Origin of the sequence: Olleya sp. ITB9, from assembly GCF_001315805.1 — a bacterium.
In the GTDB taxonomy this organism is placed as follows: Bacteria; Bacteroidota; Bacteroidia; order Flavobacteriales; family Flavobacteriaceae; genus Olleya; species Olleya sediminilitoris.
In genome coordinates, this window is the sequence record NZ_BCBW01000039.1 from 134,934 (window position 1) to 160,306 (window position 25,373).

At 31.6% G+C, this 25,373-nt stretch carries 24 protein-coding genes; 11 read left to right on the top strand and 13 right to left on the bottom strand.

Annotation, left to right across the window (positions count from 1 at the left end; genetic code table 11):
• Positions 1-146 precede the first annotated feature (146 nt).
• Positions 147-1,868 (top strand): WYL domain-containing protein, encoded by a 1,722-nt coding sequence (locus tag ITB9_RS15895; RefSeq protein ID WP_054852394.1) that lies wholly within the window; start codon positions 147-149, stop codon positions 1,866-1,868.
• 76 nt (positions 1,869-1,944) lie between these two features.
• Here the strand turns inward: ITB9_RS15895 and ITB9_RS11825 are convergent, their stop codons facing one another.
• The 7 genes from ITB9_RS11825 to ITB9_RS11855 all read right to left on the bottom strand — a co-directional run bounded on the left by ITB9_RS11825 (position 1,945) and on the right by ITB9_RS11855 (position 9,934).
• Entirely contained in the window at positions 1,945-2,856 is a 912-nt protein-coding gene (locus ITB9_RS11825; RefSeq protein WP_054852395.1) for an ABC transporter ATP-binding protein, read from the bottom strand.
• A 67-nt stretch (positions 2,857-2,923) separates the two neighbouring features.
• Positions 2,924-4,180, bottom strand: a complete 1,257-nt coding sequence (locus ITB9_RS11830) for a hypothetical protein (RefSeq protein ID WP_054852396.1) — start codon at positions 4,178-4,180, stop codon at positions 2,924-2,926.
• A 96-nt stretch (positions 4,181-4,276) separates the two neighbouring features.
• Positions 4,277-6,451, bottom strand: a complete 2,175-nt coding sequence (locus ITB9_RS11835; protein WP_054852397.1) for a prolyl oligopeptidase family protein — start codon at positions 6,449-6,451, stop codon at positions 4,277-4,279.
• A gap of 101 nt (positions 6,452-6,552) precedes the next feature.
• Complete coding sequence (locus ITB9_RS11840) at positions 6,553-7,542, bottom strand: aspartate-semialdehyde dehydrogenase (protein ID WP_054852398.1); 990 nt, start codon at positions 7,540-7,542, stop codon at positions 6,553-6,555.
• Positions 7,543-7,689: 147 nt separating this feature from the next.
• Complete coding sequence (gene mscL, locus ITB9_RS11845; RefSeq protein ID WP_054852399.1) at positions 7,690-8,091, bottom strand: large conductance mechanosensitive channel protein MscL; 402 nt, start codon at positions 8,089-8,091, stop codon at positions 7,690-7,692.
• Positions 8,092-8,187: 96 nt separating this feature from the next.
• Positions 8,188-9,294 (bottom strand): alanine racemase, encoded by a 1,107-nt coding sequence (gene alr, locus ITB9_RS11850; RefSeq protein WP_054852400.1) that lies wholly within the window; start codon positions 9,292-9,294, stop codon positions 8,188-8,190.
• A complete protein-coding gene (locus ITB9_RS11855) occupies positions 9,287-9,934 on the bottom strand; it encodes a thymidine kinase (protein WP_054852401.1) in 648 nt (215 codons plus the stop codon). Before ITB9_RS11855 ends, alr begins: the two co-directional genes overlap by 8 nt.
• Positions 9,935-10,055: 121 nt before the next feature.
• Here ITB9_RS11855 and ITB9_RS11860 point away from each other — a divergent pair, with 121 nt between their 5' ends.
• The 3 genes from ITB9_RS11860 to ITB9_RS11870 are packed head-to-tail and all read left to right on the top strand — an operon-like array spanning position 10,056 to position 12,117.
• The gene (locus tag ITB9_RS11860; protein WP_054852402.1) at positions 10,056-10,787 is read left to right on the top strand and encodes a hypothetical protein; all 732 of its coding nucleotides are present in this window, start codon (positions 10,056-10,058) and stop codon (positions 10,785-10,787) included.
• 58 nt (positions 10,788-10,845) lie between these two features.
• Positions 10,846-11,715: a DUF4238 domain-containing protein gene (locus tag ITB9_RS11865; protein ID WP_054852403.1), complete on the top strand. Its 870-nt coding sequence runs from the start codon at positions 10,846-10,848 to the stop codon at positions 11,713-11,715.
• A 21-nt stretch (positions 11,716-11,736) separates the two neighbouring features.
• The gene (locus tag ITB9_RS11870; protein ID WP_054852404.1) at positions 11,737-12,117 is read left to right on the top strand and encodes a DoxX family protein; all 381 of its coding nucleotides are present in this window, start codon (positions 11,737-11,739) and stop codon (positions 12,115-12,117) included.
• Here ITB9_RS11870 and ITB9_RS11875 read toward each other — a convergent pair.
• Positions 12,106-15,495 carry a gliding motility-associated C-terminal domain-containing protein gene (locus ITB9_RS11875; RefSeq protein ID WP_054852405.1) on the bottom strand — a complete coding sequence of 1,130 codons (3,390 nt, stop codon included), beginning with the start codon at positions 15,493-15,495 and terminating at the stop codon, positions 12,106-12,108. The genes ITB9_RS11870 and ITB9_RS11875 overlap by 12 nt on opposite strands.
• Positions 15,496-15,588: 93 nt before the next feature.
• Between ITB9_RS11875 and rsmI the strand changes: the two genes are divergently transcribed.
• Together rsmI and ITB9_RS11885 are read left to right on the top strand one after the other, a co-directional pair.
• Positions 15,589-16,263, top strand: coding sequence for a 16S rRNA (cytidine(1402)-2'-O)-methyltransferase (gene rsmI / locus ITB9_RS11880; protein WP_054852406.1), 675 nt, complete (start codon positions 15,589-15,591; stop codon positions 16,261-16,263).
• Positions 16,264-16,276: 13 nt separating this feature from the next.
• A complete protein-coding gene (locus ITB9_RS11885; protein ID WP_054852407.1) occupies positions 16,277-16,621 on the top strand; it encodes a HopJ type III effector protein in 345 nt (114 codons plus the stop codon).
• Between the two features lie 70 nt (positions 16,622-16,691).
• On the opposite strand, the gene ITB9_RS11890 is transcribed toward ITB9_RS11885, so the two are convergent.
• Positions 16,692-17,282 carry a carboxymuconolactone decarboxylase family protein gene (locus tag ITB9_RS11890; protein WP_054852408.1) on the bottom strand — a complete coding sequence of 197 codons (591 nt, stop codon included), beginning with the start codon at positions 17,280-17,282 and terminating at the stop codon, positions 16,692-16,694.
• A 61-nt stretch (positions 17,283-17,343) separates the two neighbouring features.
• On the opposite strand from ITB9_RS11890, the gene ITB9_RS11895 reads away from it, so the two are divergent.
• The 3 genes from ITB9_RS11895 to ITB9_RS11905 are packed head-to-tail and all read left to right on the top strand — an operon-like array spanning position 17,344 to position 20,766.
• Positions 17,344-17,763 carry an OsmC family protein gene (locus ITB9_RS11895; RefSeq protein WP_028607189.1) on the top strand — a complete coding sequence of 140 codons (420 nt, stop codon included), beginning with the start codon at positions 17,344-17,346 and terminating at the stop codon, positions 17,761-17,763.
• A 38-nt stretch (positions 17,764-17,801) separates the two neighbouring features.
• A complete protein-coding gene (gene recJ / locus ITB9_RS11900) occupies positions 17,802-19,493 on the top strand; it encodes a single-stranded-DNA-specific exonuclease RecJ (RefSeq protein WP_054852409.1) in 1,692 nt (563 codons plus the stop codon).
• A gap of 1 nt (position 19,494) precedes the next feature.
• On the top strand, positions 19,495-20,766 hold the full coding sequence (locus ITB9_RS11905; RefSeq protein WP_054852410.1) for an MFS transporter: 1,272 nt from the start codon (positions 19,495-19,497) through the stop codon (positions 20,764-20,766).
• Here ITB9_RS11905 and ITB9_RS11910 read toward each other — a convergent pair.
• Positions 20,763-21,518, bottom strand: a complete 756-nt coding sequence (locus ITB9_RS11910; RefSeq protein WP_054852411.1) for a UDP-2,3-diacylglucosamine diphosphatase — start codon at positions 21,516-21,518, stop codon at positions 20,763-20,765. The genes ITB9_RS11905 and ITB9_RS11910 overlap by 4 nt on opposite strands.
• Before the next feature lie 134 nt (positions 21,519-21,652).
• On the bottom strand, positions 21,653-22,105 hold the full coding sequence (locus ITB9_RS11915) for a 6-carboxytetrahydropterin synthase (protein WP_028288972.1): 453 nt from the start codon (positions 22,103-22,105) through the stop codon (positions 21,653-21,655).
• A 93-nt stretch (positions 22,106-22,198) separates the two neighbouring features.
• Between ITB9_RS11915 and ITB9_RS11920 the strand changes: the two genes are divergently transcribed.
• A complete protein-coding gene (locus ITB9_RS11920; protein ID WP_054852412.1) occupies positions 22,199-22,840 on the top strand; it encodes a 2OG-Fe(II) oxygenase in 642 nt (213 codons plus the stop codon).
• Positions 22,841-22,924: 84 nt separating this feature from the next.
• Here the strand turns inward: ITB9_RS11920 and ITB9_RS15665 are convergent, their stop codons facing one another.
• Together ITB9_RS15665 and ITB9_RS11925 are read right to left on the bottom strand one after the other, a co-directional pair.
• Positions 22,925-23,092 (bottom strand): hypothetical protein, encoded by a 168-nt coding sequence (locus tag ITB9_RS15665; RefSeq protein ID WP_187294272.1) that lies wholly within the window; start codon positions 23,090-23,092, stop codon positions 22,925-22,927.
• Between the two features lie 34 nt (positions 23,093-23,126).
• Entirely contained in the window at positions 23,127-24,452 is a 1,326-nt protein-coding gene (locus ITB9_RS11925) for an MATE family efflux transporter (protein ID WP_054852413.1), read from the bottom strand.
• Between the two features lie 95 nt (positions 24,453-24,547).
• On the opposite strand from ITB9_RS11925, the gene ITB9_RS11930 reads away from it, so the two are divergent.
• Positions 24,548-25,345 (top strand): universal stress protein, encoded by a 798-nt coding sequence (locus ITB9_RS11930; protein ID WP_028607183.1) that lies wholly within the window; start codon positions 24,548-24,550, stop codon positions 25,343-25,345.
• Positions 25,346-25,373: the final 28 nt, after the last annotated feature.

Sequence of the window (25,373 nt, forward strand, 5' to 3'; positions counted from 1 at the left end):
TTTAGCCTCATAATACGAAGTATTATATTTTTTTGAAAAAAGCAAGAAATTTTTGTTTAAAATTAGATGTTGAAGGTGTTTCATGTTTACGCAATATATTTGCGTACTAAATATTTTGTCATAAATTAGAGCAAATATTTTTTAAAATGGCAGTTAATAAAAATGCTTTAATTAGATATAAAACCATTGATAAATGTCTTCAAAATACATTTAAACAATGGACACTTAATGATTTAATTGAAGCGGTTTCTGATGCGTTATATGACTATGAAGGCAAAGATGTAGATGTTAGTAAACGTACAGTGCAATTGGATTTACAAATGATGCGTAGTGATAAATTAGGTTACAATGCACCAATTGTTGTTTATAACAGAAAATATTATAAGTATGAAGATGTTAATTACAGTATTACAAACAGTCCAATTTCTAACCATGATTTGGAAAAATTATCTGAAGCAGTTTCGTTTTTAAAACAATTTCAAGGGTTTTCTCATTTTAATGAATTGGGTAGTATGGTTCAAAAGTTAGAAGATCATGTTTATACACAAAAGACACATGAAAAATCATTAATTGATTTTGAAAAAAATGAAAATTTAAAAGGCTTAGAGTTTTTGGATACACTGTATCAATTTATCCAAAAAAAACAAACAATAAATATTACATATCAATCTTTTAAAGCTAGAAGTGAAAGCACGTTTATTTTTTATCCTTATTTGTTAAAAGAGTTTAGAAATAGATGGTTTGTCATTGGTAGACGAAATAAAAATGAAGGTATTATGAATTTGGCTTTAGACCGAATTTTGTCTGTCGATAAAAGCGATGTTAAATTTGTTTTAGACACTAATTTTAACTCTGAAACATATTATAATAATGCTATTGGAGTGTCGGTTAGTCCAAATTTAAAACCTGAAACTGTATTGCTTTATGTTACCCATAAGCAAGCGCCTTATGTGTTGACAAAACCTTTACATCACTCGCAAAAAGAAATTAGTCGTGATAATTATGGTGTCACAATATCATTAATGGTTCAGTTAAATTTTGAGTTAGAAAAAGATATTTTAGGTTTAGGTGAAGGTATCAAAGTTTTGGCTCCAGAACGTTTAAAACGAAATATAAAAGAACGGTTATATAATGCTGTTGATGCTTATGAAACTGAAATTAGCGACAAAAATTTACGGACTATTGCAAGACGATTAGAATATAAAGGTTTTGGAATTTTAAATCATGTATATACAAAAAGAGACATTAGAAAATTAAAGGCAAAATTTGATGCTTATTTTAAGTCTAATGACGAAGCCTCTTTTGGAATGCGTGAGGTGCTTAAAAAGATACCAGAAATAAAAGCTATTTTATTTAATAAAAATTTTATAAAAGTTATTAAATCCATTGATAAAGGGGCTTTTTTAACAAAAGCAATTTATTTTGATAAATCCACTAATGATAATTGGTATGTCACTTGGCATCAAGATGTGCCAATAAATGTTTTAGAAAAAAAAGAGATAGATGGTTTTAAGTCTTGGACTAATAAACAAGGTGTTGTTAGTGTGTGTCCTCCTGAAAAAATATCTAAAAATACGTTTGCAATGCGTATACATTTAGATGATGTTACGGTTAAAAATGGTGCTTTAAAAGTGATTCCTGGATCACATAATAAACGATTGAATGATGAAGAAATCAAATTGATTTCTAATAATTCAATTCCTTTTTTAAGTGAAGTTAATTCGGGAGGTGTTCAATTAATGAAACCTTTTTTATTACACGCTTCATCAAAAACAACCTCTCAGAAATCAAGGCGAGTTTTACATTTAGAATTTTCTTCAATCGAATTACCTGAAGGGTTGCAATATGCTGAACGTGAAGATTTTTAATTATTCATTTATTTCAAGGTTTGCCTTGTTAAGATTTAACTGTGTTTTTACACGTTTGTTGTTGAGGTAATTGACCTTATTTGCAAATCTCAAGATGAACAATTTTGTTTAAAGCTTGTTTGTGTTTTGATTCAAAAAACACTATGTCGTCGTTTAAGTAGGCTTCAACCAAGTAATAACTACCTTTAAAATAGTTTTCAATAACTGTTGCTTTTAAATTTGATTGCTCAACAATTTTTAATTGGTGTGCATAAACAATAGTATTGTCTATTATATTAAATTCTCCAAAAAATGAAGCAATTAAAGGTGTTTCGGGATTTAAAAATAATTGTTCAGGACTGTTGTTAACAGCTATTTTGTGATTGTTTAAAACAATCATTCTATCTGCATAACCCAAAACGTCCTCTTTGTCATGTGTTGCAACAAGGCAAGTAATATTTTTGTCTTTAAGATATTTAAACACATTTCTGCGTAAAGATTGTTTCTGGAAATTATCAATATGACTAAAGGGTTCGTCTAATAAAATAATTTCTGGTTGTTTAGCTAAAGCACGTGCTAAAGCAACACGCTGTTTTTGTCCTCCACTCAGGGTTTTTACTTTGGTTTTTGCTAATTCTGTTAGCTCTACAACTTCCAAAAGTTCTGCAGTACGAGCTTTTTTTTCTTCAGGAAAAAAGTTAGAAAGATGTTTGCCTATGTTTTCTTCAACAGTAATAAAAGGCATTAAGTCAAATTCTTGTGAGACATATTTCATAAATTCGTAACCAACAACTAAGTTATATTTTGGTCCCAAAATTTGATGCTCATTCCAGAATATTTCACCTTGTTCTAAATCAAATTCGCCATAAATAAGATTTAATAAAGTGCTTTTTCCTGAGCCACTTTCGCCAATAATAGCGACGTTTTCACCTTGTTTTACAGTAAAATCAATACCTATTAAAACAGGAGTTTTTTTAAATGAAAATGAAAGATTTTTTACTTGAAGCATATAACAAAAATAACATAAAAAAACCGCTCATTAACTTGAGCGGTTTTTAATTTTTAAAAAGAGTATACTATTTTATAATAGTATTTCGATTATAGATTTTATAAGTACCATCGTCCTGTTTGGTACAGGCTTTATATTCTCCTTTGTGTAATTTAAACACAATTTTTTCACCTTCATCTGTAACGATGGTATTGTTTCCATCTCCAAAATGACGAATTTTTTTTGTTTCGTTTTCATAGACGTAAATTTTTGGTTTTACTTTTGAGTCTAAAGACGCTATTCCAGATTTTACGTTAGGTACAAAATTTTCAATTTCAATTTTATGATAATTAATTGCCTCTCTGCTTTTGTAGGTGTATTTACCAGCAGGAAGTGTTATAAGGTATGTACTTGTAGGTGTAAGCTTAATGGTTGTAAGCTTATCAGGATTGCCTATTGCTTTAAAGCTTTCAAAACGATTAAAAATGGTTTTGTAGCTAGATGTCCAAGTGTCAAAAAAGCCTGTGTTTTCCTTAACAAGTTCAAAATTAGTTAGAGCAGCATCTAAATCTTTTTTAAGTAAATTAGCCGACGTTAAGTTGGCATAAATTACTCGGTTTTTAATTTTGTCTTTTACTTTTTTTCCAAAATCTACTTCTAATTGCTCTGTCCAATAAGTAATGGCTTTATCTATATTTTCAATATTATTACTGTTTGAAATGATTGAGTCTATTAACGGTTTTGAAGTTTTATTAAAACTTTCTGCTACACCACCTTTAGTTTTCTTAAATAGTCCAAAAGGTACTTTTAAGTCTGCAGTACCTGAAAATAAATGTTCGTATTCCTTTAAAAGTTTTTCTACATGTTCTGTTACAATAAGGGCTTTAGTTATGTTTCTAGAGTCTCGGTTTGTTATGCTGTATCTATTGTCTCCTGCATTAACATTTTTTTCAACAGATTCTTCTATGGTTAACAATAATTTGTTATTCTTATTTAGTACCATAATGTGATAAGTACCTTGTAAAACGTATAAAGCAGGACTGGTTTTTAATTGATTTCCTGAAAAACCAACAACAATTTGTAAGTCAGCACTATCTTTTACACGTTCTAATCCACTAAGATTTATACCATCAGTATTTGATGCTAACGTTGGGTTTTGTGCTGTGGGTGTGTAGTTCCAGTAGGTACCATCATCTTGTATAGTATAACTGTAAGTTTTAATGTTTTTAAGAAATTCTGGCTGTTCAAAAGTAGCTTTAATTTCTTTTGTTTTTACATCTGCTTTTTGTGCTTTGATGTTTAAACATGTAATTGCGAAACAGACCAGTAGGATGGTTTTTTTCATCAGTATTATTATTTGGGTTAGTTAAGGTTTAACAAATATAAAAAAAGGTGACAAATAGAAAATATTAGTCACCTTTTTTTATTAACGTATTGGTTATTAGTCTTTAAATTCTTCAATTTCTGTTGGAAGAACATCAAATCCCATATTATATAAAGTAAAACCATAAATATCTGCATACTGCTCTATGGTTTTACTAACAGGTGTTCCTGCACCATGACCAGCATCAGTTTCAATTCTAATTAATGTTGGGTTTGTTCCTGTTTGTTTAGCTTGTAATTCTGCAGCAAACTTAAAACTATGCGCAGGTACTACTCTGTCATCATGGTCACCAGTGGTGACCATAGTTGCAGGATATTGCACACCCTCTTTTACATTGTGTACAGGAGAGTAACCTTTTAAGTAGTCAAACATTTCTTTATTGTCCTCTGCTGTACCATAGTCATAAGCCCAACCTGCTCCAGCGGTAAATGTATGATAGCGTAGCATATCTAAAACACCTACAGCAGGTATAGCTACCTTCATTAAATCTGGACGTTGTGTCATGGTTGCACCAACCAATAAACCACCATTTGATCCTCCTCTAATAGCTAAAAAGTCTGAAGAAGTATATTTGTTATCAATAAGAAATTCTGCAGCAGCAATAAAATCGTCAAAAACGTTTTGTTTTTTTAATTGAGTTCCTGCATCATGCCAAGCCTTTCCATATTCTCCGCCACCACGAAGATTTGGCACTGCGTATATACCACCTTGTTCCATCCAAACAGCATTAGCAATACTGAAACTTGGTGTTAGACTAACGTTAAACCCACCATATCCATAAAGAATTGTTGGATTTTTTCCGTCAAGTTCTAAACCTTTTTTATGTGTAATAATCATTGGTACTTTTGTTCCATCTTTTGAAGCATAAAATACTTGTTTACTTTCGTAATTTTCTGGATTAAAATCTATGTCTGGTTTACGATATAATTCTGATGAGCCTTCTTTAATATTATATTTATAGATACTTCCAGGAGTAACGTAATTGGTAAATGAGTAGTATAAATTAGTGTCTTCTTTTTTAGCACTAAAACCTCCAGCGCTACCAATGCCAGGTAAATTAACTTCTCTTATTAATTTTCCTGTCATATCATACTGCATTACTTTTGATACTGCATCAACCATATATTCTGTAAAAAAGTATCCACCAGCAGTAGAAGGACTTAAAACATTTTTAGTTTCTGGTATAAAATCTACCCAATGTTCTGGAGTTGGGTTTGCAGCGTCAACAGTTACTATTTTCTGGTTTGGAGCCTCTAAATTTGTTACTATAAACAGCTTACTTTCTTCGTTTTCGATAATGTAAGTGTCACTATCTGTATGATTAAGAATTGTTTTAAAGTTACTATTAGGTTCTGTTAAATCTTTAATTAATAATTTGTTTCCAGAGGTTGAAACTCTTGGAGAAATAATTAAATATTTGTCATCTTCAGTAACACTTCCATAAATGTATCTATGTTTTTCATCTTCTGTACCACCATAAATTAATTGATCTTCTTTTTGAGGTGTCCCTAGTTTATGGTAATATACTTTGTGTTGATCTGTTTTTGCAGATAATTCACTCCCTTTTGGTTTGTCATAGCTTGAGTAGTAAAAACCTTCGTTTTTGTACCAAGACATTCCGCTAAATTTAATATCTACTAAAGTGTCTTCAATAATTTGTTTTGACTCAACATCCATTACTAAAATTTTACGCCAATCACTTCCTCCTTCAGAGATTGAATACGCTAAAATCTTTCCGTTTTTAGAAAAACTTGTACCTCCTAAAGAAATAGTTCCGTCTTCTTTAAATGTGTTTGGATCTAAAAATACTGTTGCGTTACTTGGGTCTTCGCCTGTTTTGTATCTATAAATTACATATTGGTTTTGTAGTCCGTTATTTTTGTAAAAATAAGTGTAGTCTCCTTCTTTAAAAGGAGCTCCTATTTTTTCGTAATTCCATAGCTTTTCAAGGCGTTGTTTTAATTCTTTTCTGTACGGAATGTTTTTTAGGTAGTCTTGTGTTGCTTTGTTTTCTGCTTTTACCCAAGCTTCAGTTTCTGGACTTCTGTCGTCCTCTAGCCATCTGTAAGGATCTTTTACGTCTGTACCAAAATAATTAGTAACAGTATCTACTTTGTTTGTAGTAGGGTAGTTTACAACTATATCTCTTTTGGTTTGTTTTTGTGGTTTTTGTTCTTCTTTACAGGACATAATTATGGACAATGTTAATAAGCCAAGTGCTATTTTTTTCATTTTTAAAATACGTTTTGGTTGTGATCATAAATTTAAACAAAAAAGCGTTTGTTAACTAAAACAAACGCTTTTTAATAAATTACAGAAAATATGTGTAGTGTTTACACTAATTTATTTTTAACTAAATATTCGGCTATTTGTACTGTATTTGTAGCAGCACCTTTACGTAAATTGTCACTAACAATCCACATGTTAATTGAGTTTTCTTGAGATAAATCACGTCTAATACGACCTACAAAAACCTCGTCTTTACCATTGGCATAAAGTGGCATTGGATAGGTGTTTACGTCTACATTGTCTTGTACTACAACACCATCTGTTTGACTTAGTAATTCTCTTACTTCTGTCAAATCATAATCGTTTTCAAAAGCAATATTTACAGACTCACTATGACCTCCAGCTGTAGGTATTCTAACAGCTGTTGCTGTAACAGCAATAGTATTATCGTTTAATATTTTTCTGGTTTCATTGACCAGTTTTAATTCCTCTTTGGTATAACCATTGTCTTCAAAAACATCACAATGTGGAATTGCATTTTTAAATATTGGATAATGGTAAGCCATTTCTCCGTCAACACCAGCTAATTCGTTTTCTAATTGCTGAACAGCTTTAACACCTGTACCAGAAATAGATTGATATGTAGAAACTACAATACGTTTAATTTTATATTTTTCATGAAGAGGAGCTAAGCACATTACCATTTGAATGGTAGAGCAGTTTGGGTTAGCAATAATCTTGTCGTCTTTTGTTAACTGATTAGCATTAATTTCTGGAACGACTAATTTTTTGTTTTCGTCCATTCTCCAAGCCGAAGAATTATCAATTACAGTGGTTCCAACTTCTGCAAATTTTGGAGCCCATTCTAAAGATGTACTTCCACCTGCAGAAAATAAAGCAATATCAGGTTTGGCATTTACTGCATCTTTTAAGCTTACTATGGTGTAATCTTTACCGTTAAACGCAATGGATTTTCCTACTGAGCGTTCTGACGCTACAGGAATAAATTCTGTTATAGGAAACTGTCTTTCTTCTAATACTTTACGCATTACTTCGCCAACCATTCCGGTTGCTCCAACTACTGCTACTCTCATTTTAAATACTAATTAAATTAAAGGTTAAAATTAGCGTATTTAGAGTATTTAAAAATATAAAAAGTCTTAATTTTTTCGTAAAAAAAAGACATAAAAAAACCGATTTTAATTAAAAATCGGTTTTTAGTGATAATAATAAAATTTAGATTACTTTTTTAAAGCATCTCTAATTTCCATTAATAATTGGTTGTCAGTTGGTCCTGCAGGTGCAGCTGGTTCAACTGGTTTTTTAGTTTTATTGTAAGCTTTAACAATTAAAAACATTATAAATCCTACAATTAATAAGTTAATAATTGTGTTAATCCAAGTACCATACATGATTGCATTTTCTGGTTTTGTAACTACACCAGCAGCATCTACTACAGCTTCATCAAGTACAAGTTTTTTTGCTGCAAAATCAATACCTCCTGCAAAGTGACCTACAAATGGCATTGCAATGTTATTTACAAATCCATTAATTACTTGTCCTAAGGCTCCAGCCATAATTACAGCAACCGCAAATTCAATTACGTTTCCTGTCATGATAAAATTCTTAAATTCTTTAAGCATAATTTTAAAATTTAAATTGTTAGTTAATATTAATTACTTCGAATTTAGTTAAAATTTTAACAAAACAAGCAAAATCATTGGTCGACTAACAAATTGTTATCGACGTATGACACGTTTTACTCGTTGAGATACAGCTGTAAGTAATTCGTATGAAATGGAGTTGACTTGTCCTGCTAAATCCTCGGCAGTATGTTTGTCGTCAAAAATAATTGCTTGATCTCCTTCTTTACATTTAATATTAGTAACATCAACCATTATCATGTCCATACAAACATTACCTAGTATAAAAGCCTTTTGATTATTTATGGTAACAAAGCCCTTTTTGTTTCCATATTGTCTTTTAATCCCGTCTGCATGACCTAATGGTAGGGTTGCTGTCCTGGTGTCTTCTTGAGCGATAAAGGCTCTGTTATAACCTAAACTTTCACCTTTTTTTATATGATGAATTTGAGAAATGTTTGTTTTTAATGCAGCTATAGGTTTTAGGTGTTTGTTAACTTCTGGGTCGTTTCCAAAACCGTTTAACCCAATCCCACTTCTTACCATGTCAAAATGTGCTTCTGGATAATTTATAATTCCAGAAGTATTACAAATGTGTAAAAATGGTTTATAGCTTAAAGTTGCATAAACATCTTTATAAATTTTAGTGAAGCTTTCAATTTGTGATTTTGTAAAATCTGTATCATCAAGTACTTCACTTTCGGCTAAATGAGAAAATAAGCTAGTTACTTTAATCGCTTCGGTTTTAGATAAAGCTTGTGCTATTTTTGGTATGTCTTTTTGCCCAAATCCTAGTCTGTTTAAACCTGTGTTAAATTTTAAATGAACAGGATAGTTATGTTGTTTATGGATTTCTGCGGAAGCGATAAATAAATCTAAAACACGTTGAGAATATATGCTAGGTTCTAAACATCGTTTAATAATGTCATCAAAACTTATAGGTTGAGGATGTAACACTAAAATGGGTGTTGTGATACCTGCATCACGCAAAGCAACACCTTCATAGGTATAGGCTACAGCAAAATAGTCTATATTTAATTGTTCAAGATATTTGGCTACTTCAGCAGCATCACTACCATAAGCAAAGGCTTTAACTACTGCTAAAAACTTGGTGTTATTATGTAGTCTAGATTTTAGATACTTAAAATTGTGTTGTAGTGCTTTTAAATCTATTTCTAGAATAGTTTCTTGGACGTTATCCATTAGATGCTTCTGGATTTGTATCTATTTGTTGAGGATCTTCAACATTAATATTTTTAATTTTTTCTCGCATTGTTGCTTTGTAATAAGCAGCTCTGCTTAAAGGTTCGTACTCATCAGTTTCGCCTAATAATACTAGGCTGTCATTAGCAGATTTTCTGAAGCTATATTGTGCAAGATTACCAGTTCTGGTGCATACAGCGTGTACTTTTGTAACATATTCTGCAGTTGCCATTAGGTTTGGCATTGGCCCAAATGGATTACCTTTAAAGTCCATATCTAATCCAGCAACAATAACTCTTATCCCTTTATTGGCAAGGTCATTACATATTCTAACAATCCCATCGTCAAAAAATTGCGCTTCGTCTATACCAACAACATCACAACCGTCGGCTAATATTGGTATGTTGGCAGCAGCAGGTACAGGTGTGGATCTAATTTCGTTAGAGTCATGGGATACGACCATCTCTTCATCATAACGCACATCAATTGCAGGTTTAAAGATTTCTACTTTTTGTTTTGCAAATTGGGCTCGCTTAAGCCTACGGATTAACTCTTCAGTTTTACCAGAAAACATTGATCCACAGATGACTTCAATCCATCCAAATTGTTCTTTTTGATTTACTGTATTTTCAAGAAACATTTTGTAAATTTAGCACTAAAACGTAAAGCATTCACGTTTTATATAAAGGTGGGTCAAATTTATTAAAAATCAAAAGGCCAACTTGCAATAAATTGAAAAAAAATATAAAAAAAATAAAACCATGAAGAAGAAATTGGAAGCAGAGCTAATGAGTATTGCTCATAGAATTCTAAAACTAGGTGGTAAAGATGATGTTAACAAAATGCATGCTGAGGTTGCTGCTTTGTATGAAAAACTTACTGTTTTAAAATTTGCTAGCGAAAATCTAGACGATACCTTACCAACAATTGGTAATGACTCTTCGTTTTTTGATATGTTAGATTCTGCATTTAATAATAAAATTAGCGATAATATTGAAGTGGATAATAAAACGTATGTCCATTTAGATGAAGACGAAGGCGAAGAAATCACAGAGCCATTAATGGAAAAAATTAAAGATATAGTTGCGCAAATGCCTGAGGAGACCCATCAAGTAGATTCGTTAATTGAGTCGGTTATCCCTAAAAAAGAATTTGAAAAAAATGATTTTGAAGACATTACTTCAAACTTTGGAGATACTCCTGTATTTGAACCAGTTATAAAATCTTTGGCAGACGAAAAAAAGAGTTTAAACGATAAACTTAAGTCAGGATTAAATATTGGACTAAATGATAAATTAGCGTTTATCAAGCATTTGTTTGATGGTGAACCAGATGATTATAACCGAGTATTATCACAATTAAATACATCAACCTCTTTAGATGAAGCTAATAATTTAATAAATAACGTTGTTAAACCAGAATACAATAACTGGATAGGAAAAGAAGATTATGAAATCCGTTTTATGGCAATCATAGCTTCTAGGTTTGAATAATTAATTAGTCTACAATACATAACGTTGTGTAACATTTGCCCCAACCATTGCAATTAGAATGAAAAATCAATCTTGGAGACATCATTATTTACCAGTTTTTTACTTAAAAGGTTTTACCAAAGAATCAAATAAGTTTAAAATATATAATGTTCAAGAAAAAAGATTTATTAAAAATGGAAAGGAATTTTCACCAGAATCTTACTTTTTTGAAAAAGATGGTAACACAATAAAATTCAATGAATCTGAAACAGATTTTTTGGAAACTGAACATTATAGCCATTTTGATAATAATGCAGCAAAACTTATCGACAAAATTAATTCCTCTAACAATGATAACCGTTTCAATGTAGACGAAGATGATATGCCTGCTCTTAATCACTTTGTAAGTTTAATGTATTGGCGTTTACCTCATAGAAAAGAAGAACTAAAAGACTTCATAAAAAACAATAATTTAAACACTTTAGGATTAGCAATAAAAGACAAAAAAGGAATTAATGACAAAAAACTTGAAGAGGAATTAAAAAATAGCGAACAATTTTTAAATGTATACAAGTATTATAATTCTTTAATGGACTCGATGAGAGGATTTGAATGTAGAACACCATACACAATTATAGAAAGTACGGACAAGTTTCCATACTTATGTTCTGATAATCCTGTGATTTTCGAAAAAAATGTAATGCCAAAAGTCTATGAAGATGATTACCTTTTTCCTTTGTCTGGAAATAGGTTATTTATAAAAACTAACAGAAGAGAAAAATTCCCTGCTTATTTAAGACTTATGGTTGATACTTTAGTATATAAACAGGCTATAAAATATGTTAGTTGCACAGATGAAAGATACATTGATATTTTAGAAAATAATTTTGAGAAGTATAATATTTCTGTTGAAGAATTAAAAATCAACATATTTAACAAACTGAAATAAAAAACGTTACACAACACCGACATGAAACAAACCTCTATAAAATCCATTATATATTGGATATCTACAATTTTAGTTTGTGGAATATTTATATACTCTGCACAAATGTATTTTTTTAATACTAAAATGGTAGAGGGCTTTTTTGAAAGTTTAAACTACCCAACTTACATTGTAATACCACTAGCTATTATTAAAGTTTTAGGCGTTGTAATAATTTTATTGCGTAAAAATATATGGCTTACAGAATGGGCTTATGCAGGTTTTTTCTTTGATGTAGTATTAGCAACTGTTGCACATTATAATGCAGGGCATGGTTTGTTGGGAATGTCATTTTTTACAATATTTTTGGTGTTGATATCATATTTTTTAGGTAAAGAAGCGCGTGATAAAAAATTAGTAGTTTAAATACACATATCCTACAAAGGGTTTGGTTATTGCTTTTATGGTAAAAACATAATAATAGGTACCTATGGGTAGTTTTCTATTTTGGTTTAAAGGACCAGAATTTGGCATTCCGTTCCAGGTGTTGTTGTAGTTATTATTTTGGTATACTAATGTTCCGTATCTATTATAAATATTTAGACTGCTATAAGGATAGTCTTCAATACAAGGGATTTTAAAGGTATCATTTGTTGCATCGTTACCTGGTGAAAAACCGCTTGGTATATTTAAACAGTTGTTAACATTAACTTCGGCTTGATCTTCATTATTACTATCATCTCTATCTACCTCTGAGACACTAACTAAACTAGCCTGATTTAATAAGTCGTTTGATGACACAACTTGGGCATTTAAGGTTAAAGTTTCGGATTGATTAGGAAGCAAGTTACTTAGACTCCATAAGTTGTCAATATTATTGTAACTACCCATGCTTGTCTGAGCAGAAATAAACGCGTAGCCTAAAGGAAGCATCTCTAAAATTTCAATATTTGTTGCATTTGTAGTTCCTAAATTGGTGGCAGCAATAGTAAACTGTACTGTATTTCCTATTGAGGCTTCAGATGGTGTTACAGATTTTAATATCTGTATGTCAACATCAGTATTGTCCTCTAATACAGTTAATGTTGCATTAGCTAAAGCGCTATCTATATTATTTAAATCACTAAAATTAGTACTGTTGTTTATAAATTCGCCTTCAGTATTTGATGTAACAATAACCTCAAAAGTGCAGCTTTCAACTCCATTAGGAAATGTTAAATTAGTAACGTTAAAACTTGTGTCACCTATATTACTATTAAAAGTTGCTGAACAACCATTTTGTTCTGACCAATTAACTGGTCCAGCTATTGTCATACCTGTAGGTAGATTGTCTGTAAACGCTATATTGGATTGCGATGCATTACCAGAAATATTAAAAACAGTAAATGTCAAGGTGCTTTCTTGTCCTACAATAATTTGATCTGGAGTAAACGTTTTAAGTACTGTAGGAGCTATAACTTGCATATTACTAATAGACAAATTGGTTTCTGGTGTTAGCTCGTTATTTTCATTACTATTACCTATAGCTTGTGCAGTATTGGTAAAAGCACCACCAAAACTTGGAGCTAAAACAGGTATAACTATTTGTATTGTAGATCCTGCTTCCATAATAGGTATAATTCCATTTACGGTATTACCAGAAACGGTTAATGTTGGTGTGCAACTTGCTGTAGCTACTGTAACGTTGCAACTTGGTGATCCGTTTATGGTAAATTGTGGTCCTAAAACATCTTCAAAATCGATATTAGTAGCACTTGAGCCAGAATTACTGTTGGTAATATCTATAATCCAATTAAATGCAGTATCCACATCAACCGAAGTAAACTCAGGATATGTCTGTACTAAAATATCTATACAAGGAGCCATATAGGTAACAACCATAACAGTATTATCACTTGTATTAATTTCATTTGGGTTGTCAACACTAGCTATTGTAGCGTTGTTTCTGACAGTGATATCATTTGTTGTGCATTCTGGAGCCCAATCTATAACCACTTGGTAAGTTATAGAGCTTTGTGCAGGAAGTGTTACATTTTCATCAGCAGTAATTTGCCAAAACACATCATTAACTCCATCTTCAGGAATACCATCCATAAAAACACCAACATTCTCATTAACTATAGTATAGCAAGAAGCAGTTCCTGTTGTTTCTAAACAAGTAACAGATACCAATGTTCCTGGTGATCCATCATTTAAAAAATCAGATAACTCTATTATTGTATCCTCATTACTATTATTTGTTGCAACAACATTATAGGTTACTTCTCCCCATTCAATAGTATTGTCATTATTTATACCAGCAGGTAATTCTGGGTTAACTTGTGTTTTAGTAATTGATAAATCTGCAAATTCTTCTACATCACATAAAGGTAAAGGAGGAAGTAAAACAAAATCACTATCATAATCATTAGTGATATTAGGGTCTATAATACTGTTGTCTAATAAATTTACACCACTTCTAATATGCACATTGGTGTAGTCTTCTGTTGTAGGAGTACAAGAGTCTGGTTCAAAAAATATTGCAACTGTAGTAACTGTTATAGTAGAGTTAGCAGGTAGTATAAACTCACTACTTTCCCAGAAAGAATTTTGATCACTAAGTGTAAAGTCAGTACAAGAAATCATGCCAGTAGTGCTATTACAAGTAATAGATTGGATTTGCCAATTTACATCTGAAGTTAAATTTTGTAAAAAGAAACGCATATACGCATCCTCTGGACCCATATTACAAACATCAGTAACAAAAGTAACTTCTTCATTCCAGCTAACTTCTTGAGTAGCGTCCGGATTAGTTTGTACTGTAGAAATACATAAATCTGCTTCAGGACATATAAAAGATTCTAGTAAAATATTGTTTATACTGTTAGATTGATTAGGTGATTGGTTGATGTCAGAGGGACTTAAAGTTAATTCAACAAAACTAGACAAATCTAAATCAGACAATATGGTAGCGCAATAAGGGTCCAGAAATAAAACTTCCATTTCAAAAACCATAGATCCTCCAGGTAAAAACTCGATTGCTGAGGTGTAATTAAATAATTCTAAAGATGAAGATAGATAAGTTGGATTACCATTTAGGTTTGAGGTATCAATACAATTCATTCCGTTAGAAGCAGAAGTACAATTAACACTTAAAAGTTGTAAGTATGGGTAACCATAAAATGTACTCAGATTATTGGTAAATATATTTTTAAAACCCATCAAAGGGTAGCTTACACTGCTATTATTAGTGATCGTAAATTGGTAGGTTATAGATTCGTTCCAGTTATTAATACTGTTTCCAGCAGTTGGATTAATTTGGTTGTAAGTAACTGTAAAATCTATAGGGATTTCAACAATATCAATAGATATAATAGAAGTATTATTAGACGTATCACTGTCTGTTGTTCCGTCAGGCGGAAAAACATTAACATTAGTCGCAATACCACCAGAACCTAAAGGCACTCTCACAATTACTTTTAAAGCTACACTACTATTAGAAGGTAAACTAGCAATAGTTGCATCAATAGTATTTCCGGTTATAGTTATTGGATTTATTGGACTTGCTCCACCAGTCTGATTTATGCTAGTATAGCTTTGTATGGCAACGCTATTGTCAATTATTTGATTAAACGTAGCATTGCTAACATTACTACCAGAATTAAAAACAGTAATTATATATTGGAACTCTTGATAGATATTAGCCAGAGACAGAGCGTTACCTGATAAATCTTGAGCCTCAACCACAATAGATAAATCTGTGCTTTGTGCTTGAGATAAAAAATTAGATATTAATAAAAAGATGAAGAATAGCGAGTTTTTCATTTTTGTTTGGTTAATTAATAGATGTCTAATTTAGCAAAAGGTTGCTTCTTATATATCAAAAAGATTGTAAATTTGAATCTGATTTAATTGAAAATGAGTAAATTATACATAGTCCCAACACCTATTGGCAATCTTAAAGACATGACTTTTAGAGCAATAGAAGTTTTATATGCTGCCGATTTAATTTTAGCTGAAGATACACGTACCTCAGGAAAATTATTAAAGCACTACCAAATCACAACACAAATGCAAAGTCACCATATGCATAATGAGCATAAAACGGTAGACAGCTTAATACAAAAATTAAAAGCAGGTACAACCATTGCAATAATTAGTGATGCAGGCACACCAGCAATATCAGATCCAGGTTTTTTATTAACTAGAGCTTGCGTAGAGCATGATATTGAAGTAGACTGTTTACCAGGTGCAACAGCATTTGTACCAGCATTGGTCAACAGTGGTTTTCCTAACGATAAGTTTGTTTTTGAAGGGTTTTTACCAGTTAAAAAAGGACGTCAAACCAGATTAAAACTTTTAGCCGAAGAAACCAGAACTATCATTTTTTACGAAAGTCCACATAAACTAAATAAAACATTAGGACATTTTTGCGAGTATTTTGGAGAGGACAGACCAGTATCAGTCTCTAGAGAATTAACCAAATTATATGAAGAAACCATTCGTGGTACAGCAAAACAAGTATTAGAACATTATACCAATAAACCGCCAAAAGGTGAAATAGTTATAGTTGTAGCAGGAAAATCTAAATAAATTATATTAAAAAATGACCATTCAAGAGTTTAAAACAAAATTAAAAACAGCTCCTAATACTATCGCTTTCGCGGAAACAATGGACGTAGTGGACACTTACTTTAATTTTACACCAACAGCATTCACAAACGGTACGTTACAAAATGCCGAAGGACAAAATTCAGGTTCATGTAAAGTTTTTGCATTTGCTAAAGCAGAAAATTTATCTAAAACCGAAACTTTAGCCTGTTTTGGTCAATATTATTTTGATGAGGTATTGAAAGACCCAAGTGGATCAGGACACCAAAACATAAGAAATTTTATAAAAACAGGTTTTGAAGGTTTGGATTTTGAAAACGATCCATTAACTAAAAAATAGATATTAATAAAAATCAAAAAAGCCTTGTTAGTACTAACAAGGCTTTTATTGTAAAAGTAAATTTGTTTAATTAAGCATGTTTTCCAACTTCAAACCCATGTTTTCCTAAATATTGGTTTCCGCTATCAATAGCACCATTCTCTAAAGTTGTTCCCATACTATCGTTCCATCTATTAAGGTATCCAAATAACGAAATCACACCTAGCATTTCTACTATTTCTCCTTCATCCCAATGGTCGTGTAGACGCTTTTGTATATCACTATCTACAGCATTAGGTATCTGACTTGCAGCCAAACTAAAATCTAAAGCAGCACGTTCTGCATCATTAAAAGCAGGATGTGTACGGTATTCCCAAATGTTGTCTAACTGTTCTTGCTCTGCTCCATAGCGTTCTGCAGCTCTAATAGCATGAGCTTGACAATATCTGCATCCTGTGGCATTACTACTAACCCAAGCAATCATTCGTTTTAAAGCAGAGGTTACTCGACCTTCATTAGCCATTACAGCTTTGTTTAAATTGATAAAGGCTTTACTAATAGCAGGTCTACGTTGCATGGTTAAGACAGAATTTGGACAAAACCCAAGGGTTTCGTTAAAGAATGTAGCCAATTCTTTAGTTTCTAAATCGTGATCTGCTGTTAAAGGTGTTACTAATGGCATCGTTTTTTCGTTTTTAAATAGTATTTTTGATTGATATCAATAAACGAAAAATAATTTAATTATGTCGCATAAAATTACAACCAATTGGAAAGGGAATATGTTATTTGATTCTGATAACCCAAGTGGTCATCATGTAATGATGGATACAGATGTAGAAGGTCAAGAACGTGAAGGATTATCTCCAAAAGCCTTAATGTTATCATCATTAGCAGGTTGTTCTGGCTTAGATGTAGTCTCTGTTTTAGAAAAAATGAAAGTTGAGGTTGATGATTATAAAATGGTTGTTGAAGGACAATTAACAGATGAGCATCCAAAAACATATCACACAGTAACAATAGATTATCATTTTACAGGTAAGGATTTAAACGAGTCTAAAATTAAAAAAGCGGTTGATTTGTCTGCCGAAAAATATTGTGGAGTCATGGAAATGTTTAGACAATTTGCAGACGTGAAGATTAATATAATATTTCATAACAATTAAATTTGCTAAAGCAATTACACCCTTTTTAATTTGACTACATGCGCTGGACTTTAAAACCAAAACCTAATCCTGAAACTGTCAAGCAATTGCAAGAGGCTTTAAATGTAGATCAAGCCATAGCTAAACTTTTGGTGCAACGTGGTATTACTAATTTTGAAGACGCAAAAACCTTTTTTAGACCTAATTTAAACCAACTTCATGATCCTTATTTAATGAAGGATATGGATAAGGCTGTAGCAAGAATTGAAGCAGCTATTAAAGCAGGAGAAAATATAATGGTTTATGGCGATTATGACGTAGATGGTACAACTTCGGTAGCACTAATGTCTTCTTATTTAAAGACCAAAACACCTAACATAGCAACTTATATTCCTGATAGATATGATGAAGGTTATGGGATTTCATATAAAGGAATTGATTTTGCAGAAGACAATGGTTTTACACTAATTGTTGCATTAGATTGTGGTATAAAAGCAATAGATAAAATCGCTTACGCGGAAAAAAAGGGTATTGATTTTATAATTTGTGATCACCACAGACCAGGAAGTCAAGTGCCTAATGCAGTTGCTGTTTTGGACCCAAAACAAAGCGATTGTAATTATCCATATAAAGAATTGTGTGGTTGTGGTGTTGGATTTAAATTAATACAAGCATTAGCTGAAACTTCAGACGAAACAATACAAGATTTAATTCCATATTTAGATTTAGTAGCTACAGCAATTGGTGCAGATATTGTACCAATAACAGGAGAAAACCGTGTATTGGCTTATTTTGGTTTACAAGTCGTTAATCAAAACCCAAGAGCAGGTTTTAAAGCAATTATCAATCAATTAAAAAAAGAGACGTTAACCATTACAGATGTCGTGTTTACAATTGCACCACGTATTAATGCTGCAGGACGTATGAAACATGGTCAATATGCAGTAGACTTATTAACACAAATGGATTTAGATGCAGCTATAACTTATGCTGCAGAAATTGAAGAATTTAATTCCGATAGACGAGAAACTGATAAGATTATAACTGTTGAAGCTTTAGAACAAATTAAACAAAATAAAGAAGAAGATAGGTTGGCTTCTGTTGTCTATCAAGAAGATTGGCATAAAGGCGTGATTGGTATTGTTGCTTCAAGATTAATTGAAACGTATTACAGACCAACCTTAGTATTTACTAAAAGTGGAGATAAACTAGCAGCTTCTGCACGATCTGTTACTGGTTTTGATGTTTATAATGCTTTAGAAGCATGCTCTGAACATATCGAGCAATTTGGAGGACATATGTATGCAGCTGGTTTAACGCTCAAAGAAGAAAATTACGAAGCCTTTAAGCAAGCGTTTGAAGATCAGGTTAGCAAGACAATTGACAGGCAATTATTAACTCCAGAAATAAAAATAGACAGCCAATTAGAATTAGGAGATATTACAGATAAATTTTGGCGTATAATTAGTCAATTTGCTCCATTTGGTCCAGGAAATATGTCACCAGTTTTTATGACCGAAAATTTAAAAGATACAGGTTATGGTAAGTGTGTTGGTGAAGACGATAAGCACATTAGGTTTACAGCGACACAATCTGGACCTGAAAAATTTGTTTGTATTGGTTTTAATCTAGGAGATAGATTACATTTAATTAAGAATAGACAATTATTTAAGGCTGTTTATTCAGTAGATGAAAACCATTGGAATGGAAACGTGTCCTTGCAATTAAAAATTAGAGATATAAAAGAATAATATGGCTAAAAATGATCCTTACGCAGCATTAAGAATAAGAGAGTTTAATATCTTTTTATTAGTAAGATTTGCCTTAGTCTTTGGTTGGTCTATGCAATTTGTGGTAATAGAATGGCAAGTTTACTCTATGACTAATAATAAATTAAGTCTTGCTATTATTGGTTTATGCGAGTTTTTGCCAGCTTTTTTTCTTGCTCCTTTTGCTGGACATATTGTAGATAAAAAAGAAAAACGAAATCTATTTGCACTTTGTATTACGCTATTTTCTTTAATTAGCTTTGGACTGTTTTGGTTGACCTCCAATACTATTGAAGCCACTTGGCAAATGCCAACTATTTTATATAGTATTTATGCATTGGTGTTTTTTGGAGGTGTTTTAAGAGCCTTTTTTGGTCCAACTATTTTTTCTTTGATAGCCTTACTTGTGCCTAAAAAGATTTATCCTAATGCAGCAACATGGAGTAGTAGTACATGGAAAGGAGCAAGTGTTTTTGGAGCTTTATCTGCAGGATTTTTAATAGCTTGGATTGGTGTACATCATACACTTGGTATTATATTCTTTTTAGTAATGTTGTCCTTAGTATTGGTGTTTTTAATTAATAAAAAGCCAATTTTAAATAGCGGAAATAAAGAAACAGTAAAAGAAAGCTTACAAGCAGGACTTAGTTTTGTGTTTAACGACAAGGTGGTTTTAGGTGCATTAACATTAGATATGATTGCTGTTTTGTTTGGAGGAGCTGTCGCTATTTTTACAGTTTTTGCAAAAGATATTTTAGATGCTGGGCCAAAAGGTTTAGGTATTTTAAATGCTGCATTATCCTCAGGAAGTATTTTGACAATGTTGGCGACAACTTACATTCCTATAACAAAAAACACAGGTAAAAAGTTACTGGTTTCTATCTTTGGTTTTGGGATTTGTATGATAGTTTTTGGTGCTTCAAAATTAATGTGGCTTAGTGTTTTAATGTTGTTTTTAGCAGGTGTTTTTGACGGAATCTCAATGGTAGTAAGACAAACTATTCTGCAATTAAAGACGCCAGATCATATGAGAGGTCGTGTAGGTGCAGTTAACTCGATGTTTGTTGGGTCGTCTAATGAGTTAGGAGCTGTTGAGAGTGGTATTGCTGCCAAACTTTTAGGTGCTCCATTAGCAGTAATATTTGGTGGGACAGCTACACTTATAATTGTTGCTATAATTGGTGTTAAAAATCAACCACTTCGTGATCTTGATTTAACAAAAGATGTTGAAGAGCACGAAAAGGAAGAGCATTAATACTCTTTTAACTCCATGTTTTTACCATCAAAAACTCCGTAGGTAAAATACTGAATCCAGTCACCTAAATTTACATATTTTGATTGGTTACCTAAGTCTATATTTAAAGGTAAGTGTCTGTGCCCAAAGACAAAAAAATCACGATGTTTAGTTTCTAGTTTGCGTTTGCAGTATTGGACTAACCACTCTTTATCATTTCCTAAAAATTTAGCATCGTCGTCTCCAGAAATCATTTTATTTTTTACAGACATATACTGTCCTAATCGTAATGCAAAATCTGGATGTAGTAAGCGTTGAAATAACCATTTTGCAATTGGATTTGTAAACACTTTTTTCATGCGTTTATAGCCTTTGTCGTCTGGTCCTAAACCGTCACCATGACCTATAAAAAAGGTTTTATTATTAAAGGTATACTCTTGTGGTTTATGGTATACTGGTATGTTTAATTCTTCTTCAAAATAACCATTCATCCAAAGGTCATGGTTACCTACAAAGTAGTAGATTGGTATTCCGGAATCACTAATTTCGGCTAGTTTACCTAAGGTTCTTGTAAATCCTTTTGGTACAACCCGTTTGTATTCCATCCAAAAATCAAACATATCTCCTAGTAAGAATATTGCTGCTGCATCTTGTTTAACCATATCTAGCCATGCTACAAACTTTTTTTCACGTGGTAAGGATTGCGCTTGTGTTGGTGCTCCTAAATGGTTGTCTGAGGCAAAATATATTTTTTTTCCTTTTGGAATCTGCATATGGCAAAGATACTTATTTAGTGTTTTAGGTTTGTTTTTGGCTGGTGTGTGCGTTAGCGATAGAACGGTTTGTTTGAGCTCCTCGCAGAGAGCGAGTAGTGATAGCGCGACCCTTGTGGTAACGCCCAAATTATTTATTGGTTATCACTGGCATACCATTGCGCGTAACTGGTTGCGGTTTCGGATAGTTTTAGTGAGTGTAATTTAATGTCGTTTGGTAGTCTGTCTTGGATTTTTTTGGCAAAATCTATAACCATCATTTCACTAGTTGGTTGATAGTCTACTAATAATACATTGTGTCCTCTGTCTTGAAGCTCTTTGGCTAGCTCAACGTGTGGTGTGTTTTTGTTAAATACAGTGGCGTGATCAAAAACATCTACGATGTCTTCTTTTACTATTTTTTTTAAATCTGTAAAGTCTATTACCATTCCAAATTTAACATTGTTTTTATCAGATATTGGTGTGCCTATTACTGTAACGTCTAGTTTGTAGCTGTGTCCATGGACGTTTTTGCACTTTCCGTCATAACCATATAATGCGTGTCCTGTCTCGAAAGTAAATTGTTTTGTTATGCGAATATTGCTCATTGACTTAATTATTTATTGTGCAAAGATATTGATTTTGTAAAAGCGAAGGGTTAATAGATTACATTTGCGCACTTTTTTAAATTTTAGACCATTATGAGTCAGCTTTTTGAGGCTTTAGATTTTGTTGAAAACGTACAGTATGAACGTATTATTAGTGATATTGCTAGTCAACAATTTGCAATTATTGATGATTTTTTTAGTACTGAGGATGTAAGTGTTTTGCGTGCGTCTATTACTGAAAAATATGAGGAAGATGCTTTTAAAAAGGCTGCTATAGGTAATAAATTTGATGAACTTATTGTTAAATCTATTAGAGGTGATGTTATTTTATGGATTGATGAGGTTAAGGCTAATATAGCCGAGACTTTGTTTTTTAGTAAAATTAATAGTCTAGTTGATTACTTAAATAAGACATGCTTTTTAGGGATTTTACATAAAGAGTTTCATTATGCGATTTACCCCAAAGGTACATTTTATAAGCGTCATTTGGATACGTTTAAAAATGATGATAGACGTAAATTGTCTTTTGTATGTTATCTAAATCATGAAGATTGGTTACCTGAAAATGGTGGAGAATTAGTGTTGTATTTAAACAAAAATGGTAAAGAAGTAGAGCGCGTTATTTATCCTTTTCCTGGTCGTGTTGTAATTTTTGAAAGCCAAATTTTAGAACACGAAGTCAAACCAGTACATACTAAAAGATTAAGTATTACTGGTTGGCTTAAAACGCGTTAATTATCTACGATTACGAAACTTGTTATAAAAGTAGGCTATGATAACAAATAGTGCTAGTAGTGGAAAAAGTAAATCGCTCATGTTTTATTGTGCTTTGTTTCGGTTTTTATTATATCTATATAACAAATAAGCTATTATTACTAACGCAATTAATGGTAAATAGGATCCAATTAAAATACCAATTTGATAGTTGTCATTTGGAGCGTTTTTAATTTTTTCTTCAATATTTACTTGCAGTAGTGCTAACAACATTTTTTGTTAAATTTATGTTGTAAAGTTACGTGTTTTAAGTAAGTGGTAAAAATTGTTTTCTAAAATATATAATTAACGGTACACCACGAGCTATAATCCAAAAGGTAAAAGCTATAAAAATTCCTGTTAGTTTTAAATTGTAATAATCTGTTATTAATAATACAGGTATAAAAACCAATATTGTGGATATTAATAATAGGTTTCGTAAAACTTTCATTTGACCTAAACCTTTATACATTCCGTCAAAAATAAAGGCTAATGCACATAGTGGTTGCATGGCTAATACGATCCAGAATATATTGTAAAATTGATTTAAAACTTCGGGTTCTTTTGTAAAAATCTGTCCTATTGGGTAATAAAAAATGGTACCTAAAACAGCTATTACAATACCTTGTAGTATTCCTATTTTAATTAAAGTGTTGCTAAGTTGTATTAATAAATTATAGCTTTTTTCGCCTAATAATTTGCCAGATAAAATATTACCAGCACTTGCATAACCGTCTATTATAAAAGCGCCTAAAAACCATAAATTAATAGCAATTGTGTAAGCTGCAATGTAGTTTTCGCCATAACTTGTCGCATATTTTGTTGCAAAATATAAGGTTATGTTTAGTGCTAATGTGCGTACAAATAAGTTTAATATCATTAAAGCAAAATTGTTGATTTGCTTATTAAACGGAAACGTAACACGTAAAGGAATTGAGGTTTTGGTTAACAGTAAATAACCTGACATTATAGCCATTATAATTTGTGCTATCACACTTGCATAAGCCGCACCTTTAATATGCATTGGTTGTATTAGGTCTGTAATACCATAAACCAATACAAAGTCTAGAATTACATTTAAACTAGCTCCAATAATAGCTATTATCATTGGGTAAAAAGTGTTTTGTAAACCTCTAAAAGTGCCAAACACTGCTATAACAAATAATGTAAACGGAAATCCAAATACACGGATTTTATAATAGTTCACACTATAGTCTAAAATTAAACCAGAGGCATTATATAGTTTAAATATTTGTGAGGCAAAAGGGTAGGTGGTTGCAATTATAATTAAACTTAAAGTGGTGATTATTAAAATAGCTTGAGCTGGTAAATTTTTGACTTGCTCTAATTTATTAGCTCCAACATGTTGTGATATTATTGAAGAAATAGCGCTACGCGTTTGCCCTAAAACCCAAATTAACATTGATAAAAATGTGGTTACAATACCAATAGCAGCTAAAGATACTGTTGCATTGGCAGGAATATTACCCACAACAGCAGCATCTGTTAATGATAAAATGGGCTCTGATATGCCAGCAATTAAAGCTGGAATAGCCAATTTATTTATATGTTTTATACTTATGGAAAGACTCAAAATGTAAACTGAATGTTAAGATGTAAAGGTCGTAAAACTTTGGTTTAAATTAACTTAATTAATTTCTCTATTTTTGTATTCTAAACACATATTTTATGAACTCTATTTTAGTTGCAGTAGGATCTTCTCAAAACGCTCAAAGTCATTTACAATATGCAGTTGATTTTGCAGAACAGTTTGAGGCTAAATTATATATTGTACAAATTTATAATGTATACACCATGTCAGGATCAATGACTAAGGTAGATGAGATTTTAGAACGTGACAGTTTAGATTTTTTAAATGAATTAGTTTCAAAATTAGATACTAAAAATGTAGATATTGAGGTTAAGGCTTTAAAAGGAAAGTTAATTAAAACATTAAATGACGTCTGCTCTAATTTAAATATTGACTTGTTGTTAGTTGAGCCAAGAACAAACTCTGATAAAGACGATGTGTATTTAGGCAAAACTTCTGGTAAAATCATTAAGCAAACCAATATACCTGCTATTATAGTTCCTGAAAACTATGTGTTTGAGCCTATTCACTCTGTCTTATTTGCACTAAAATCTACAGTAATACAAAAGGTTGATGCTTTAAAACCTTTAATTAATATAAAAGAACATTTTAATGCTTCTTTAAATTTATTACTTGTAAAAACTTCTTTTAATAAAACCGAAGATTTTGTAGTAAATAACCAACTTGATAGTTTAATTGATCATAAAGTTGAAACAGAAAATGCAACGACATACCAAGGTGTTTTAGAGCATCATCAAGCAGTAAATCCAGATTTACTTTGTGTAGTTAGACGTAAACGTGGTTTTTTTAATAAAATGTGGGAAAAAAACAGCATTTTAAAGCGTGATTTTTACATTGCTAGTTTTCCTGTTTTAGTGCTAAGTGGTTTGAAATAAAAGTACTTTGTTTGAATATTTATTATCA

Coding starts and splice junctions, on each gene's coding strand:
- ITB9_RS15895 (WP_054852394.1), top strand. CDS start 147: ATGGCAGTTAATAAAAATGCTTTAATTAGATATAAAACCATTGATAAA.
- ITB9_RS11825 (WP_054852395.1), bottom strand. CDS start 2,856: ATGCTTCAAGTAAAAAATCTTTCATTTTCATTTAAAAAAACTCCTGTT.
- ITB9_RS11830 (WP_054852396.1), bottom strand. CDS start 4,180: ATGAAAAAAACCATCCTACTGGTCTGTTTCGCAATTACATGTTTAAAC.
- ITB9_RS11835 (WP_054852397.1), bottom strand. CDS start 6,451: ATGAAAAAAATAGCACTTGGCTTATTAACATTGTCCATAATTATGTCC.
- ITB9_RS11840 (WP_054852398.1), bottom strand. CDS start 7,542: ATGAGAGTAGCAGTAGTTGGAGCAACCGGAATGGTTGGCGAAGTAATG.
- mscL (WP_054852399.1), bottom strand. CDS start 8,091: ATGCTTAAAGAATTTAAGAATTTTATCATGACAGGAAACGTAATTGAA.
- alr (WP_054852400.1), bottom strand. CDS start 9,294: ATGGATAACGTCCAAGAAACTATTCTAGAAATAGATTTAAAAGCACTA.
- ITB9_RS11855 (WP_054852401.1), bottom strand. CDS start 9,934: ATGTTTCTTGAAAATACAGTAAATCAAAAAGAACAATTTGGATGGATT.
- ITB9_RS11860 (WP_054852402.1), top strand. CDS start 10,056: ATGAAGAAGAAATTGGAAGCAGAGCTAATGAGTATTGCTCATAGAATT.
- ITB9_RS11865 (WP_054852403.1), top strand. CDS start 10,846: ATGAAAAATCAATCTTGGAGACATCATTATTTACCAGTTTTTTACTTA.
- ITB9_RS11870 (WP_054852404.1), top strand. CDS start 11,737: ATGAAACAAACCTCTATAAAATCCATTATATATTGGATATCTACAATT.
- ITB9_RS11875 (WP_054852405.1), bottom strand. CDS start 15,495: ATGAAAAACTCGCTATTCTTCATCTTTTTATTAATATCTAATTTTTTA.
- rsmI (WP_054852406.1), top strand. CDS start 15,589: ATGAGTAAATTATACATAGTCCCAACACCTATTGGCAATCTTAAAGAC.
- ITB9_RS11885 (WP_054852407.1), top strand. CDS start 16,277: ATGACCATTCAAGAGTTTAAAACAAAATTAAAAACAGCTCCTAATACT.
- ITB9_RS11890 (WP_054852408.1), bottom strand. CDS start 17,282: ATGCCATTAGTAACACCTTTAACAGCAGATCACGATTTAGAAACTAAA.
- ITB9_RS11895 (WP_028607189.1), top strand. CDS start 17,344: ATGTCGCATAAAATTACAACCAATTGGAAAGGGAATATGTTATTTGAT.
- recJ (WP_054852409.1), top strand. CDS start 17,802: ATGCGCTGGACTTTAAAACCAAAACCTAATCCTGAAACTGTCAAGCAA.
- ITB9_RS11905 (WP_054852410.1), top strand. CDS start 19,495: ATGGCTAAAAATGATCCTTACGCAGCATTAAGAATAAGAGAGTTTAAT.
- ITB9_RS11910 (WP_054852411.1), bottom strand. CDS start 21,518: ATGCAGATTCCAAAAGGAAAAAAAATATATTTTGCCTCAGACAACCAT.
- ITB9_RS11915 (WP_028288972.1), bottom strand. CDS start 22,105: ATGAGCAATATTCGCATAACAAAACAATTTACTTTCGAGACAGGACAC.
- ITB9_RS11920 (WP_054852412.1), top strand. CDS start 22,199: ATGAGTCAGCTTTTTGAGGCTTTAGATTTTGTTGAAAACGTACAGTAT.
- ITB9_RS15665 (WP_187294272.1), bottom strand. CDS start 23,092: ATGTTGTTAGCACTACTGCAAGTAAATATTGAAGAAAAAATTAAAAAC.
- ITB9_RS11930 (WP_028607183.1), top strand. CDS start 24,548: ATGAACTCTATTTTAGTTGCAGTAGGATCTTCTCAAAACGCTCAAAGT.